Annotated in this window: 13 protein-coding genes; 3 read left to right on the top strand and 10 right to left on the bottom strand. The window is 54.4% G+C overall.

Features of this window, described 5'->3' with window-relative positions:
* The gene (locus AC2FC2_RS14150) at positions 1–807 is read left to right on the top strand and encodes a substrate-binding domain-containing protein (protein ID WP_490659427.1); all 807 of its coding nucleotides are present in this window, start codon (positions 1–3) and stop codon (positions 805–807) included.
* Here AC2FC2_RS14150 and psrA read toward each other — a convergent pair.
* Positions 782–1,681: an L-proline-binding transcription factor PsrA gene (gene psrA, locus AC2FC2_RS14145; protein WP_490659426.1), complete on the bottom strand. Its 900-nt coding sequence runs from the start codon at positions 1,679–1,681 to the stop codon at positions 782–784. The genes AC2FC2_RS14150 and psrA overlap by 26 nt on opposite strands.
* 247 nt (positions 1,682–1,928) lie before the next feature.
* On the bottom strand, positions 1,929–2,666 hold the full coding sequence (locus AC2FC2_RS14140; protein WP_490659425.1) for an SDR family oxidoreductase: 738 nt from the start codon (positions 2,664–2,666) through the stop codon (positions 1,929–1,931).
* A 406-nt stretch (positions 2,667–3,072) separates the two neighbouring features.
* Between AC2FC2_RS14140 and AC2FC2_RS14135 the strand changes: the two genes are divergently transcribed.
* Positions 3,073–4,422 carry an MFS transporter gene (locus tag AC2FC2_RS14135; RefSeq protein ID WP_490659424.1) on the top strand — a complete coding sequence of 450 codons (1,350 nt, stop codon included), beginning with the start codon at positions 3,073–3,075 and terminating at the stop codon, positions 4,420–4,422.
* Between the two features lie 79 nt (positions 4,423–4,501).
* Here the strand turns inward: AC2FC2_RS14135 and mscS are convergent, their stop codons facing one another.
* On the bottom strand, positions 4,502–5,368 hold the full coding sequence (mscS, locus tag AC2FC2_RS14130) for a small-conductance mechanosensitive channel MscS (protein ID WP_209639504.1): 867 nt from the start codon (positions 5,366–5,368) through the stop codon (positions 4,502–4,504).
* A 207-nt stretch (positions 5,369–5,575) separates the two neighbouring features.
* On the opposite strand from mscS, the gene AC2FC2_RS14125 reads away from it, so the two are divergent.
* On the top strand, positions 5,576–6,244 hold the full coding sequence (locus tag AC2FC2_RS14125) for a DUF1345 domain-containing protein (RefSeq protein ID WP_209639502.1): 669 nt from the start codon (positions 5,576–5,578) through the stop codon (positions 6,242–6,244).
* Between the two features lie 52 nt (positions 6,245–6,296).
* On the opposite strand, the gene fbaA is transcribed toward AC2FC2_RS14125, so the two are convergent.
* The 7 genes from fbaA to AC2FC2_RS14090 form a co-directional block, all read right to left on the bottom strand.
* Positions 6,297–7,376, bottom strand: a complete 1,080-nt coding sequence (fbaA, locus tag AC2FC2_RS14120; RefSeq protein WP_037426794.1) for a class II fructose-bisphosphate aldolase — start codon at positions 7,374–7,376, stop codon at positions 6,297–6,299.
* A 117-nt stretch (positions 7,377–7,493) separates the two neighbouring features.
* Positions 7,494–8,654 (bottom strand): phosphoglycerate kinase, encoded by a 1,161-nt coding sequence (pgk, locus tag AC2FC2_RS14115; RefSeq protein ID WP_209639499.1) that lies wholly within the window; start codon positions 8,652–8,654, stop codon positions 7,494–7,496.
* Between the two features lie 78 nt (positions 8,655–8,732).
* Complete coding sequence (epd, locus tag AC2FC2_RS14110) at positions 8,733–9,749, bottom strand: erythrose-4-phosphate dehydrogenase (RefSeq protein ID WP_490659423.1); 1,017 nt, start codon at positions 9,747–9,749, stop codon at positions 8,733–8,735.
* A 367-nt stretch (positions 9,750–10,116) separates the two neighbouring features.
* Positions 10,117–11,187, bottom strand: a complete 1,071-nt coding sequence (locus AC2FC2_RS14105; protein WP_404760913.1) for an ABC transporter ATP-binding protein — start codon at positions 11,185–11,187, stop codon at positions 10,117–10,119.
* Positions 11,180–12,949: an ABC transporter permease gene (locus AC2FC2_RS14100; RefSeq protein WP_490659422.1), complete on the bottom strand. Its 1,770-nt coding sequence runs from the start codon at positions 12,947–12,949 to the stop codon at positions 11,180–11,182. The genes AC2FC2_RS14105 and AC2FC2_RS14100 overlap by 8 nt, the downstream gene beginning before the upstream one ends.
* Before the next feature lie 70 nt (positions 12,950–13,019).
* Positions 13,020–14,090, bottom strand: a complete 1,071-nt coding sequence (locus AC2FC2_RS14095) for an ABC transporter substrate-binding protein (protein ID WP_404760918.1) — start codon at positions 14,088–14,090, stop codon at positions 13,020–13,022.
* A 187-nt stretch (positions 14,091–14,277) separates the two neighbouring features.
* Positions 14,278–14,628 (bottom strand): transketolase-like TK C-terminal-containing protein (locus AC2FC2_RS14090; protein ID WP_490659421.1); only part of this gene is annotated, 351 nt, incomplete at its 5' end.

Genomic DNA, 14,628 nt, shown 5'->3' with positions numbered 1-14,628 from the left:
ATGCAAAAAATTTATCGCCCACTCTTCGCCACCCTGGTGCTCCTCTCTGTCAGCACGGGTGCGATGGCCAAAGAGGTGACCGTCATGATGTCAGGCGGCTTTAAAGCCGCACTGGAAAAACTGACTCCGCAATTTGAAGCAAAGAGTGGCGACAAAATCATCTTGGTGTCCGGTCCCTCTATGGGCAAGACGCCCCAGGCGATCCCCGCGCGCCTGGCTCGCGGAGAAAAAGCCGATGTAGTGATTATGGTGGGTGATGCACTAACGAATTTGGAAAAGGATAACTGGATCCAACCGGGTTCGCGCGTGGAACTGGCCGATTCACCGATTGGTATGGTGGTTAAACAAGGCGATCCTAAACCCAATATCAAACAAGATGCGGATCTGCGCAAAACCCTGCTACAGGCTAAGTCCATTGCCTATTCTGACAGTGCCAGCGGCCTGTATATCAGCAACCAGCTATTCAAAAAGCTGGGTATTGAAGACAAGGTGAAAGAAAAAGCACATAAGGTTGAACGCATTCCGGTGGCCAGCGAGGTAGCAAAAGGGAAATATGCGATAGGCTTCCAGCAAGTCAGTGAGTTGCTCCCTGTTCCGGGCGTCACCTTTATTGGTGAATTGCCTGAAAATGTCCAGTACATCACCCGCTTTGCCGGCGCGGTCATCCTCAAGGCAGAACATCGCCAGGAAGGCAAAGCGCTATTGGACTTCCTGTCTTCCGCCCAGGCGCAAGACATTATTCGCGCCACCGGGATGAGAACGGTGAAGACTGCGCCACCCGTTAAGCAGAGTGATACTGTTCAGTGATTAGCTTTTCCAACTCGGCGGCAACATAGGATTGCATACGCCCGCTGCGCCTGATCAGGCCAACCGTGCGCTTCACTACCGGATCTGTCAGTGGCAGGTGTGTCAGTACCGAATGCTCTGAGGCAGGTATCGACATGGCGGGTACCGCAGCAATGCCTATCCCCGCTTCAACCATACCCAGCATGGTCGTGACATGCCGGGTTTCGCAGATGCTGGGGCGCTCAGGAATGATGTGCTCCAGCATCTGATCGAGCAAATTGCGATTACCTGACGTCTTATCCAGCCCTACATAGTCTTGCTGATAAAACTCGCGCCAGGTCAGACTTTTTTTACCGGCGATGGGGTGATCGCGCCTGCAGGCAGCCACATAAACATCCGCGACCAACGGCAGAAACTCGATATTGGATTGCAGGGTTCTGGCAAAACAGATACCGAAATCAGCCTGCCCACTGGCAACGGCTTCAATGACGTTACCTGCACTGCTATCGATAAGCTTAACCCGTACCCGAGGATAGCGGGCCTGGAAACTGCGAATCACGTCAGGCATAAAATAGTAGGCCGCCGAGGGCACGGTCGCGACCGTTACCAGCCCAACGCGATCCTGACTGACCTTATTGATATCAGCCAGAACCAGCTCAACATTCATCAGTAGCTGATCTGAGCGCTCGGCGAAGGTCTGCCCATAAAGTGTCAGCGTAACGCGCCTGGTTGTTCTGTCGAACAACTTAATACCCAGCGCAGATTCCAGCTTCTCTATCCTGCGGCTCAATGCTGACTGTGAAAGGCAGATGGACTCTGCGGCAAGCCGAAAATTACCGTATTCAACCAACGCACGGAAAGCATAGAGATCGTTCAGATCAAAATTCACGGGCATAGCGGCAGGCAATCCTTTCAGGGCAGTTTAAAGAAAAGATGATAGCCACATCTTGGACAACAGCAACTTTTTAAAGATTGACCTGCCACCCTCATCGCCGACACCTTACATACTGGCGGCCATGACTGGAAATGACCGCCTGCCACACAATGAAAGCCTGATGACACCCAAAAAAGCATGATACCGGCGGTCAGCTATAGCGAGAAGTGGACGTTGAGTGCTCTGTTCAACATCGCCAAACTCAGCCTCAAACATTCAGTTTTTCGCGAGTTGGACCTTCAAAGTAGATGCTACTGATATGGCAACTACGCGGTTGAGCCAGCACAAAACGAATTGTTTCCCAGATCGAGCGCCCATTCATTAGACGTTCCCCCATTCTGGGCTGGCTATCGACAAATGTATCTAATCCGGTTAGTTCAAAATCCGGGGGATACAGCCCGGTCACACGTATATTCTCTTCAGACAACTGGTTAGAAAGTTTAGTTGTAAAGCCGCTAAGCCCGTGTTTGCTAGCAAAAAAAGCGGGGTGCGCAATTGAATCTGTAAAATTCGGGATCCCACATGAAGATATAATTGAGACGATATCCGCGCTTTCAGAACGTCTTAATCCAGATAGCAAAGCCTGAGTCAGTAGAATTGAACCTGTCAGGCCTGAACTGACGGTATTGATGATTTCTGTATCGGGTTGATCGTCTAACGTGCCTGACAGCCACTGAGCGGCATTGAGAATTAAAATGTCTATGGGCTTGTCGGAAAATAACAGCTGTGAAGAAAACCGAGAAATGGATTCAGGCTGGGTTAAATCACAGATATACCCTTTTGCAATCCCACCTTCAGCCGTGATAATGCTGCAAGTTTTTTGAATATCATCAGCACGCCTCGCGGAAAAATGCACCTCGACGCCTTCTCGCGCCAACCACACGCACAGCGCTTGCCCAAATCCCGCGCCGCCACCGGTAATCACAGCTCTTTTACCTCTCAGCATCTCCATCCATCCTTTCATAATGACTATGTGTGGATGTAGATATACATGAGGCGATGGACTGGCATCTTTCAGTTAGTGCCATTTTTCATGAGAGGCAGGAATAAGCCGCACCGCAATCTGTTTAATCGCGTTCTAGGGGACATGCAACATCTGTTTCTGGCACTGAGCTGACGCTAGGATTTGAGGCTGCCGGGTTGGTTACGTGTCAGAGTAATTGCCAGTCACTGCAAGCTCACCCGCATCATCTCCCCCACGCCCCTCTCTCAATGTCTCCTCTCTGAGGTATACTCGTATTTCTATACCACGCCAGCCAAAGCGGCTTTGGATCAGGCCCGTTTCAGAAGGAGCCTGACGCCTACTCTGCCCTCCAGCCAGCTCCACACCAGACGAATAAAGTGGAACTATCATGAGCCAAAACACCGCTCGTATCAGCGAGATCATCGACAGCGCCAAGATCTCGCCCTATCAGATTCTGATCCTCACGCTGTGTTTTCTGATCGTCTTGCTGGACGGTTTTGACACGGCCATCATCGGCTATATCGCCCCGGCCTTGCGTGAAGAGTGGGGCCTGCTGCCTGCGCAGTTATCTCCCGCATTCGGTGCCGGGTTGTTCGGCCTGTTGATTGGCAGTTTAGTCTTCGGCCCGGTCGCCGATGCCATCGGCCGCAAACGCGTACTGCTCGTTTCGATACTGATCTTTGGCGGCGGCACTCTGGCCTCTGCCTATACCCATTCAATCGAGTCGCTGACTCTGCTGCGGTTAATCACCGGCATCGGTTTAGGCGGTGCGATGCCCACCTGCATCACCCTCAGTTCGGAGTACTCGCCGGCGCGTCGCCGTATGATCATGGTCACACTGAGTTGGAGCGGCTTTACCGCCGGTTTGGCGCTGGGTGGCCTGCTCGCCGGGCAAATTATCCCTGCGTTCGGTTGGCGTGGCCTGTTGATGTTCGGCGGCATTGCCCCGCTGCTGTTGCTGCCGCTGCTGGCCTGGCAAATGCCCGAATCAGTACGCTTTATGACTGCCAGCTCAAAACATGCCGATCGCCTGCGCCACGTGGTCGAACGCATCACCGGCAAAAACTGGGCAGGCGTAACGATTGTCGATGACGAACGTCCAGTACAGGCCAGCTCGCCGATATCGCACCTGTTTATCGAAGGCCGTGCGGTGCGCACCCTGTTGCTGTGGGTGGCGTTCTTCTGTTCGCTGTTCGTGTTTTACCAGCTCACCAGTTGGCTGCCGAGCATTCTCAAAGATGCCGGTTACGATATCGTTCACGCGTCGCGCATTGGGGCAATGGTGCCACTGGGCGGGACGCTCGGAGCTATCCTTATGGCGCTGCTGATGGACCGCGTCGGGCCATACCGGGTACTTGCTCTGTCCTACCTGGGTGCAGCGCTGGTTGTCGGCGCCACCGGTTACCTGATGGGGGATGTCTACACGCTGGCGACTACGGTGTTCCTGATCGGTTTCGGCGTGGCTGGTGCACAGAACGGCCTGAACCTGGTGTCCGCCACGATCTATCCCACCGCGGCCCGCGTCACGGGGGTCAGCTGGGCGATGGCGAGCGGGCGCTTCGGTTCAATCGTGGGATCCATGCTCGGTGCCTGGATGATTGTCACTGCGGGTTCGTCTGAGGTGTTCTTTATCTGGCTGGCGATGCCGGTGTTGGTGGGTTCTGCCGCCATATTCCTGCTCTACCGGCTCAGCTCGCACCGCCGCGTACCCACGTCAGCGTCCGCTTTGCCACACTGATCCAACAAAAAAGCCGAGGCGACATCCCTGGGATCTCGCCTCGGCCGGCAGTAAAAAAGGGGCCGTGGCCCCTTCTCACTTATTCTGCTTTCGCTGTGGTCGCATCGTTGCGATACAGATGAACATCCATCTGCGGGAACGGAATGCCGATGTTGTTGGCATCCAGCGCACGCTTGAAGTTTTCCATCAGATCAAAGTACACGTTCCAGTATTCTGCATTGGTGGTCCAGGAACGGGTCACAAAGTTCAGTGAGGACGGTGCCATCTCGGTCAGGCGCACAGTCACGCCTTTGGCGTGCATGATGCGCTTGTCGGCCGCGATCACATCGCCAAGTACCTTTTTCACTACATCAATATCAGCGTTATACGCCACGCCAACCACGATATCTACGCGACGATTTGGCTCGCGGGAATAGTTGATGATGTTACCGGCGATAATTTTACCGTTCGGCACCACGATGGTCTTGTTGTCTGCCGTACGCAGCGTGGTAGAGAAAATCTGCACCTGGTCGACAGTACCGGCCACACCGCCCAAGTCGACATACTCACCGGCACGCAACGGGCGGAAGGCCACCAGCAACACGCCTGCGGCGAAGTTGGACAGCGAACCTTGCAACGCCAGACCCACAGCCAAACCCGCAGCACCCAGCACCGCAATCACTGAGGTGGTCTGTACGCCAACGCGCCCCAGCACAGCGATAAAGGTGAAGGCCAGAATACCGTAACGCGCCATTGCCGACAGGAAATCAGCGACTGTGGCGTCGATACCGCGCAGCTTCATTACCCGATTTACCGCATTGCTGACCACACGAGCAATGATCGAACCGATGATGAAGATAACGATCGCCGCAACGATGTTCACTGCATACTGAATCAATAAATCCTGGTTCTGCACCAGCCAGTTACCGGCACCATTAATGCCGTCTACTACGTTCAGATCTTTCATTCGTGTCGTCCTAACTCAGCCCCTAAAGGGGTAAACTCTCAAAAATACACCGACATCAGATGTCAGTAGGAAACCACCGCCATAGGTTAACCAACATTCACGCAGCATGCCAAGCGTAAGCGCTAAAAATAGCCAAAACGGTGGCTCGACTTCTTCTATGCTGAACACAGCACCCTCACTTTTTTAAGACAAGGAACCTGTCCCGCAATGCGTATACTTTCCCCGCTCAGGCACTACTGGCAGGTCCGTCCGCGGCTGTTACTTTCTGTTGGCGCAGGTATTCTGTGCTATCTGTTACTCCCCGCCCAGCTGTCTCAACTGCAACGGCTGATGCTCGGCTGGAACGTGCTGGCCTGGCTCTATCTGTTGTTTCTCTGGCGGCTGATGCTGGTTAGCACTCCCAAGCACATTCGGCAACGTGCCCGCGCGCAGGACGAAAGCGCCAGCATGGTTTTGGCGTTGGTCAGCATCGGCTGTCTGGTGAGCATTTTGGCCATTCTGTTTGAACTGAGTACGGCCAAGCAGGTCAGCGACTCACTGAAAACACTGCACCTGGTGTTAACCGGCACCACGCTTGTGGTGTCATGGCTACTGCTACCGACGGCATTTACCATGCACTATGCGCACCAGTTTTACCGCCAGGGCGCACCGCAGGATCCTCTACCGCTGCTGTTCCCCGGTAACCTTCAAGAGCCGACCTATTGGGACTTCGCCTATTTCTCTTTTACCATTGCAGTCGCTTCGCAAACCGCCGACGTCGCGGTTGGCGCAGCAGAAGTACGCAAAGTCGCCCTGCTACAGTCGGTCATTTCCTTTGTCTTCAACCTGGTGATCCTGGGGCTGTCGATCAACGTCGGCGCCAGCCTGCTGAGCTAGAAACAAAAAAGGCTCCCCGAAGGGAGCCTTTATGGCTAACAGCTAGGCAAGATTACAGAACGTCAACTGCGTTCAAATCTTTGAAAGCCTGTTCCAGACGAGTAATCATGGAAGTCTGAGCTGAACGCAGCCATACGCGTGGGTCATAGTATTTCTTGTTCGGCTGGTCGGCGCCTTTCGGGTTGCCCAACTGGCCCTGCAGGTAAGCTTCGTTCGCTTTGTAGTACTGCAGGATACCGTCCCAGGTTGCCCATTGGGTATCGGTATCGATGTTCATTTTGATCACGCCGTAACCTACGGATTCTTTGATCTCTGCGTCGGTAGAACCGGAACCGCCGTGGAACACGAAGTTCAGGCTGTTGTGTGGCAGATTGAATTTCTTGGACACGTAGTCCTGAGAATCACGCAGAATGGTCGGCGTCAGTTTAACGTTGCCTGGCTTATAAACGCCGTGCACGTTACCGAAGGACGCTGCGATGGTGAAGCGTGGGCTGATCGCGTTCAGTTTTTCGTACGCGTAAGCAACGTCTTCTGGTTGGGTGTACAGTGCAGATGCGTCCATGTGGCTGTTGTCCACGCCATCTTCTTCACCGCCGGTGCAGCCCAGTTCGATTTCCAGGGTCATACCGATCTTCGCCATGCGAGTCAGGTATTTGCTGCAAATTTCGATGTTTTCTTCCAGGGACTCTTCAGACAGGTCGATCATGTGAGAAGAGAACAGTGGCTTGCCCGTCGCTGCGAAGTGTTTTTCGCCAGCGTCCAACAGGCCGTCCAGCCATGGCAGCAGTTTCTTGGCACAGTGGTCGGTGTGCAGAATAACCGGCACGCCGTAATGCTCAGCCAACTGGTGAACATGATGTGCACCAGAGATTGCGCCCAGAATTGCTGCACCCTGAGGAACGTCAGTCTTCACGCCTTTACCGGCGATGAACGCAGCACCGCCGTTAGAGAACTGTACGATAACCGGAGCACGTACCTTCGCTGCTGTTTCCAGCACGGCGTTGATAGAGTCGGTACCTACACAGTTAACTGCTGGCAGCGCAAAGTTGTTCTCTTTAGCTACTGCGAATACTTTCTGAACGTCATCACCAGTGATGACACCCGGTTTTACGAAATCAAAAATTTTAGACATGTTACTTTGTCCTGTTTCGTCGGCCGTAGATGGATGTAAATCGATTTTTTCATGCCGCGCCGCAGTATGCCGCGCGGTATAAAACAAACGGGCGGCTTTCGCCTCCCGTTGTCTGAATTACTGCTTAGCGCGCTCTTCCAGCATCACTACCGCTGGCAACGCTTTACCTTCCACGAATTCCAGGAAGGCGCCGCCGCCGGTTGAGATGTAGGAAATCTTATCCTCGATCCCGAACAGATCGATGGCTGCCAGAGTGTCGCCGCCGCCGGCAATTGAGAAGGCTTCGCTGTCTGCGATAGCTTTTGCGACAATTTCGGTGCCCTTACGGAAGTTAGGGAACTCGAATACGCCAACCGGACCATTCCACAGAATGGTTTTGGCTTCTTTCAACAACTTAGCCATAGCCAGCGCAGTTTCGTCACCGAAGTCCATGATCTCTTCATCATCGTTGACTTCACTGACTTTTTTCAAGGTAGCAGGTGCAGTTTCAGAAAACTCCGTCCCTACGCGAGAATCGGTAGGAACCGGGATTTTGAACTCGTCACGCAGTTTTCTCGCTGCCTCGACGAAGTCAGGTTCGTACAGGGATTTGCCGACGTTATTATCGATAGCCACGAAGGTGTTAGCGATACCGCCGCCCACAATCACCGTATCGGCGATTTTCACCAGCGAGTTCAGCACATCGAATTTAGTCGAAACTTTAGAACCGCCAACCACGGCAACCATCGGACGAGCTGGGGTTTTCAACGCTTTACCCAGTGCTTCCAGTTCTGCGGACAGCAGCGGACCCGCACAAGCTACAGGTGCAAACTTACCTACACCGTGGGTAGACGCCTGCGCACGGTGTGCAGTACCGAAAGCATCCATCACATACACGTCGCACAGCGCCGCATATTTCTTGGACAGGGTTTCGTCGTCTTTTTTCTCGCCCTTGTTGAAACGGACGTTTTCCAGCACAACCAGTTCACCTTCTGCAACGTCAACGCCATCCAGGTAATCTTTCGCCAGACGAACCGGGGTTTTCAGATGATCTTTCAGATAGTTAACAACTGGCAGCAGGGAGAATTCTTCGTTGTACTCGCCTTCGGTAGGACGGCCCAGGTGGGACGTTACCATCACGCGGGCGCCTTGTTTCAGCGCAGCTTCAATAGTCGGCAGGGAGGCACGGATACGTGCATCGGAAGTCACTTTACCGTCTTTCACTGGAACGTTCAGATCGGAGCGGATCAGAACGCGTTTACCTGCCAGATCCAGATCGGACATGTTAATTACAGACATGGTGAACCCTCTTGGTTGATTCTCTAGAAACTATAAAGTTGCCTGAGCGGCGCATCGACCAATGCCGATGCCGCCGTACTAGAAACCGCTTGCGGCCATTGCCCGTGTTGTATCCAACATCCTATTGGCAAAGCCCCATTCATTATCACACCAGACCAAGGTCTTGATGAGGTGCTGACCGCTGACCCGGGTCTGCGTACCGTCGACGATAGCGCTATGCGGGTCATGGTTAAAATCGATCGAGACTAATGGTAGTTCTGTATAGTCAACTATACCACGAAAAGATCCCCGTGCGGCCATTTGCAACAACTGGTTGACCTCTGCCACTTTCACCGCCGAACTGACGCTGACGCTGAGATCTATCGCCGTCACGTTGATGGTCGGCACGCGTACGGAAATCGCTTCGAAACGATCGCAAAACTGCGGGAAAATACGGGTAATTCCGGCAGCCAATTTGGTGTCGACCGGAATAATCGACTGGCTCGCCGCACGAGTACGCCGTAAATCCTGATGATAGGCATCTATCACCGGCTGATCGTTCATCGAAGAGTGAATGGTCGTTACCGTGCCGGATTCGATGCTGAAGGCATCGTCCAGCAGCTTAATGACCGGAATAATGCAGTTGGTGGTGCATGACGCATTGGAAACGATGCGGTGTTCCTGCAGCAGCGTCTGATGATTGACGCCAAACACGATGGTGGCATCCAGATCGTTACCGCCAGGGTGGGCGAACAACACTTTCTTCGCCCCCGCAGCCAGATGGGCCTCGCCATCGGCTCGGCTGCCGTAGACACCGCTACAGTCCAGCACCACATCTACACCAAGCTCACCCCAGGGAAGCTGTTCCAGCGCGGGCTGATGCAGCAAGCGAATGCGGTCGTCCCCGACGGTCAGCATGTCGCATTCCTGACGCACATCCCAGGCAAAGCGGCCATGGCTGGAGTCGTATTTCAGTAGATGGGCCATCCCCTCGGCGTTTGCCAATTCGTTAATTGCCACCACGGAAATTTCCGCTCGTTGTCCCGATTCGTACAGTGCGCGTAAAACGCTGCGGCCTATGCGGCCAAAACCGTTTATCGCTATGCGGATTGTCATGCTGCTCCTGAAAAAGGGCCTTCTCTCCCCGGGCGCGTTCACCGTTATTGAGAGGGCGCTGACTGGGTCATCTAGATAACCCGCATAGAGTACTTTAGCGCACCACCTGCTGTGAATCGTCGCGTCGCATTATTCCTTCGGTCCAGCCTTCACTCATTACCTTCACTCTGACGTTTCTGTTGAATACAGCCTCAACTGAAACGCTTCAGCTGAGCATAAACCAAAGTTTTGCCAAAAGGAACAGATGCGACAGCCTGCCTGACAACCGAACGGCACTTTGCGAGAATAAGATGATCTAGCGCACACTTTTTCAATCTCAATCCGCTGTGATACGCCAGATATCTTGGTAACGATGGAGGGTGAACCGCTAGGCTTTCGGGAATATCCACAGATGCTCGGCCGGCAGGGAAAGCCGGCACAGCGTCTGACCGCGCACTTCAGTGCCATAGGCCCGCACGACAAAATCCTCAGCCACGGTGCGGAACAGGTACTCCCAACGATCGCCCAGATACATGCTGGTCAGCAGCGGCAACTCAAGCTGGTTACCCTGCGGGTCATCCCCCAGGCGTACGCGCTCCACGCGGATCACCGCCGTGGCCTCTTCGCCGGCTTTTACCCCTGCCCCCGCCATGCCCCACAACGCCCAGTCTTTGCCTTCAATGCGCGCTTTGCCGTCAACCACCTCGGTGACCTTGCCGTTCAGGCGATTATTGCTGCCCATAAACTCGGCGGTAAACAGGGTCGACGGCGAACCGTACATCTCCTGCGGCGTGCCCTGCTGCTCGATTTTTCCGTTGTTAAGCAGCAAAATGCGATCGGAAATCGCCATCGCCTCGTTCTGATCGTGCGTCACCATCAGCGCCGAAAGCCCCAGCTTGATGATCAGCTCACGCAGGAAAACCCGCGCCTCTTCGCGCAGCTTGGCGTCAAGGTTCGACAAAGGCTCATCCAGCAGAATGACCGGCGGGTTGTACACCAGCGCCCGGCCAATTGCCACGCGTTGCTGCTGGCCACCGGACAACTGATGCGGATGGCGCTTACCCAAATGCCCCAGCCCCAGTTGATCAAGCACACCTTGTACCCGCTGGGTCATTTCCGCCGAAGCCACTTTACGTAATTTCAGCGGGTAGGCAACATTCTCAAACACCGTTTTATGTGGCCACAGGGCGTAGGACTGGAATACCAGCCCCAGGTTGCGCTCTTCCGCCGGGATCTCGCTGCGCGAGGTACCGTCGTAAACGGTATTGTTGCCAATGATAATGCGGCCCTGAGTCGGTTTTTCCAGCCCGGCGACCGCACGCAGCAACGTGGTTTTACCACTGCCCGACGGCCCCAGCAACGAAACCACTTCGCCACGCTTTAGCTGCATTGAGACGCCCTTCAGTACCGGGTTGTCACCATAAGTTAAATGCAGATCCTCTACCGAAAGTTCAATCATGTAATTTCACTCCAAAGCGCAGGGCAATACCCAAACCTAACACCACCAACAGGATGTTAATGAAGGAAAGTGCAGCGACAATATCAATGGCACCCGCCGCCCACAGAGACACCAGCATCGAACCTATGGTTTCAGTGCCCGGAGACAACAGATAGACCCCGGTGGAATACTCACGCTCGAAAATCAGGAACATCAGCAACCACGAGCCAATCAAGCCATAACGCGACAGCGGAATGGTGACGTGGCGGGTGATCTGGCCACGGGATGCCCCAGCGCTGCGCGCCGCTTCTTCCAGCTCAGGGCCGACTTGCAACAACGTCGACGAGATCAGCCGTAGGCCGTACGCCATCCAAACGACGGTGTACGCCAGCCAGACACTGAAGATGGTGCTGCGTAAGGAACGTAGCCAGACGATCAGGTTTTCCCGCAGCCATTCAGCCATCGGTAGCACCGAAAGCCAGCCCTCTTTCAGCGACTTATCCAGCCACATTGGCAAGAACAGGAAGACCCACAAGAGGGCTAACCCCGCCAACAGGCCAGGTACCGCACGCGGCACCAGCACGCTGTAATCAAGAAAACGGGTAGCCCCGTCAGGTTTGCGATGCATGGCAATGCCGATGAACAAGTAACAGACCACCGCCAGCGCGCCACCGAGTACCCCAATCGCCATCGAGTTGACGATGGCTCGCAGCAAGTTCGGCTGCTGCCAGATAGTGCGGAAAGTGTTGAGCGACAGCTCATCCCAGATTGAAACGCCCACCCCCCAATTAGAAATAAAGGCACGCAGCACCACACCCACCAGTGGCACACCGATAGTCACCGTCAGCCAAAACACCACCACCGCACCGGCCACCCAGCGCCATTTTCCCAGCGGCAGCGCCCGCGCCTGCGAGGCCTTACCCTTAACCGTGACAAAACGGTTGGCGGTACGCATCAGGCGGCGCTGCAACATGACCAATGGAATGGTGATACAGATCAGCACCACCGCTACCGCCGCCATCAAATGGTAAGACGGTGTCCCCAGCTTGTTGGTCAATTGATACAGGTAGGTTGCCAGTACCAGATTGCCCTCTGGATCCCCCAGTACCAGCATCAGGCCGAACACTTCCAGCCCGAGGAAGAACAGCAAAACCCCGGCGTACAGAATCGAAGGCCGCACCATCGGCAAGCTAACGGCAGTCATTACCTGCAAAGGTGAAGCACCCGCCGTTCGGGCGGCTTCTTCTACGTCAGAACCCACGCTGCGCAACGCCGAGGAGATATAGAGATAGGCGTGCGGTACGTGCGTCAACCCGGCGATCACCACGATGCTGGCCATCGAATAGATATTCCAGGGCACAAACCCCAGTAGCGATTCCGCCCACAGTGAAAAGAAGCCGACCGGCCCGGCGGCCACCACATAGCCAAAGCCCAAGACCATCGGCGAGACAAAGATTGGCACCAGGATCAGCGGTTCAATAAATCGGCGGCCGGGCAAATCGGTTCTGACCATTAAAAAGGCCAGGATCCCCCCCAGCGGAATCGCGATCACCACCAGGCCGAAAGCCAGGATAAACCCGCTTTTCAGCGCCTTGTAAAAGTCCGGATCGGTGAAAATAAATTGGAACGCCTCAAGGCTAAAAACCTTGGAGGGAGAGAAAAAGGGAGCGGAGAGGAAACTTTGAATCACGATAAATGACAGTGGCACATAAATAACCAGTGCGGTTATCACCACCACCAAGCTGCGCGGCAGGCTCTGCCACTTTCTGCGCCATGCATTCATAATTTATCCCTGGTCATAAACCACCAAAGGACGCGCGCCACGGTGGCAGACACGCGTCCGGATATTGAACTTATTTGGCCGCGGCGGCACGCCACTGTTTAATGTAATCCAGACGTTTGGCCGGTTGCAGATACTCCAGCAGGCTTTCATCCACCGGAATCGGCTTCAGCGCATTACCGAGCATTTTGGTCATGCCATCGATATCGTTTTTGCCTTCAATGTCATTACGGATGGAGGGAATATCCGCCTGATTGGCGAGAATGCTCTGGCCCTTTTCCGACAGCACAAAGTTAAGCCACAGTTTTGCTGCATTCGCGTTGGTCGCCTCTTTACTGATAAAGGACACGCGCGACAGCACCAGGGTATAGTCCTTCGGATAAGAGATACCGAGTGAAGGGTCGGTTTTGGCGCGAGCTTCAGCGTATGAACCCAGGATATTGAAACCAATCAGATTCTCACCGGATGACACCCTTTCCATCATGGTCCCGGTAGACGACTGAACCGCCAGCCCCCCTTTAGCAATGTCTGCCAACGTGGCGAAATAATGGGGATCTGCCTTAAAGTCCTGTACCGACAGCATGAACCCCAGCCCCGACTTTTCAATGTCATAGGTCGTGACTTTCTTTTTGAACTTGTCGGTTTGGCTGGCGATCAGTTTTGCCAGTGCAGCATGTGAGTCCGGCACATCACCCTGCGGGATGAGTCGTTTGTTATAGATGAAGACCACCGGCTCATAGGTTGTGCCGTAGGCTTTCTCTTTCCATACCGCCCACTTGGGCAGTTGGCCCTGCTCTGGCGAGGCATATTCTTGCGCGTAGTCAGTGGCCAGTTTCAGCGCCGTATCCATCGACGAGCTCCATACCACGTCGCCGCTGGTGCCACCTGCAGCCTGCTCGCTGATATAGCGGTTGTACAATTCGGTGCTGTTCATATCGTTGTATTCGACTTTAACGCCCGGGTACAACGCTTCGAATCCCTGGATCAGCGGCCCGGCAGCTTTGGTATCTGTGGTGGAATACACCACGACCTTGCCCTCTTTCTTCGCACCGTCCACGATTTTTTGATAGTCAGCGGGATAGCCTGCCGGGAACTCAGCGTAAGCAGGCACTGCGCCCAGCACAGCCATCGCTACGACCGACATGCTGATTCTTGTTAACATGATCAACTCCTGGTTACATTTAATAAACCAAAAATTAACATATAGTTAATAAGTGTTCTTAAGCAACGCCGTTGATTTTTTATCTTCGTGTTTTGTGAGGTTGGACGATTTTTGGGCAAGAAAAAGCCCGGCAATGTGCCGGGCTTAGGGTAACGCGACAGGGCAGGGCTTATTTCAGCAGTGCCTGCGCCTTGGCCACCACGTTTTCCACGGTGAAACCGAACTCTTTGAACAGCTGTTCTGCCGGCGCCGACTCACCAAAGGTGGTCATGCCCACGATAGCGCCGTTCAGGCCCACGTACTTGTACCAGTAGTCCGCAATACCCGCTTCTACCGCCACGCGCGCAGTCACTGCGGCCGGCAGCACGGATTCACGGTACGCCGCGTCCTGCTTGTCGAACGCGTCGGTGGACGGCATGGAGACCACGCGCACCTTACGGCCGGCTGCGGTCAGCTGGTCTGCCGCGTCCACGGTGATGCCCACTTCCGAACCGGTGGCAATCAGGATGACGTCCGGCGT

This window comes from Serratia sp. CoH_122_TC_1 (assembly GCF_058191755.1).
Note: the sequence above shows the minus strand (reverse complement) of the source record. Positions and strands in the feature narration are given on the sequence as shown.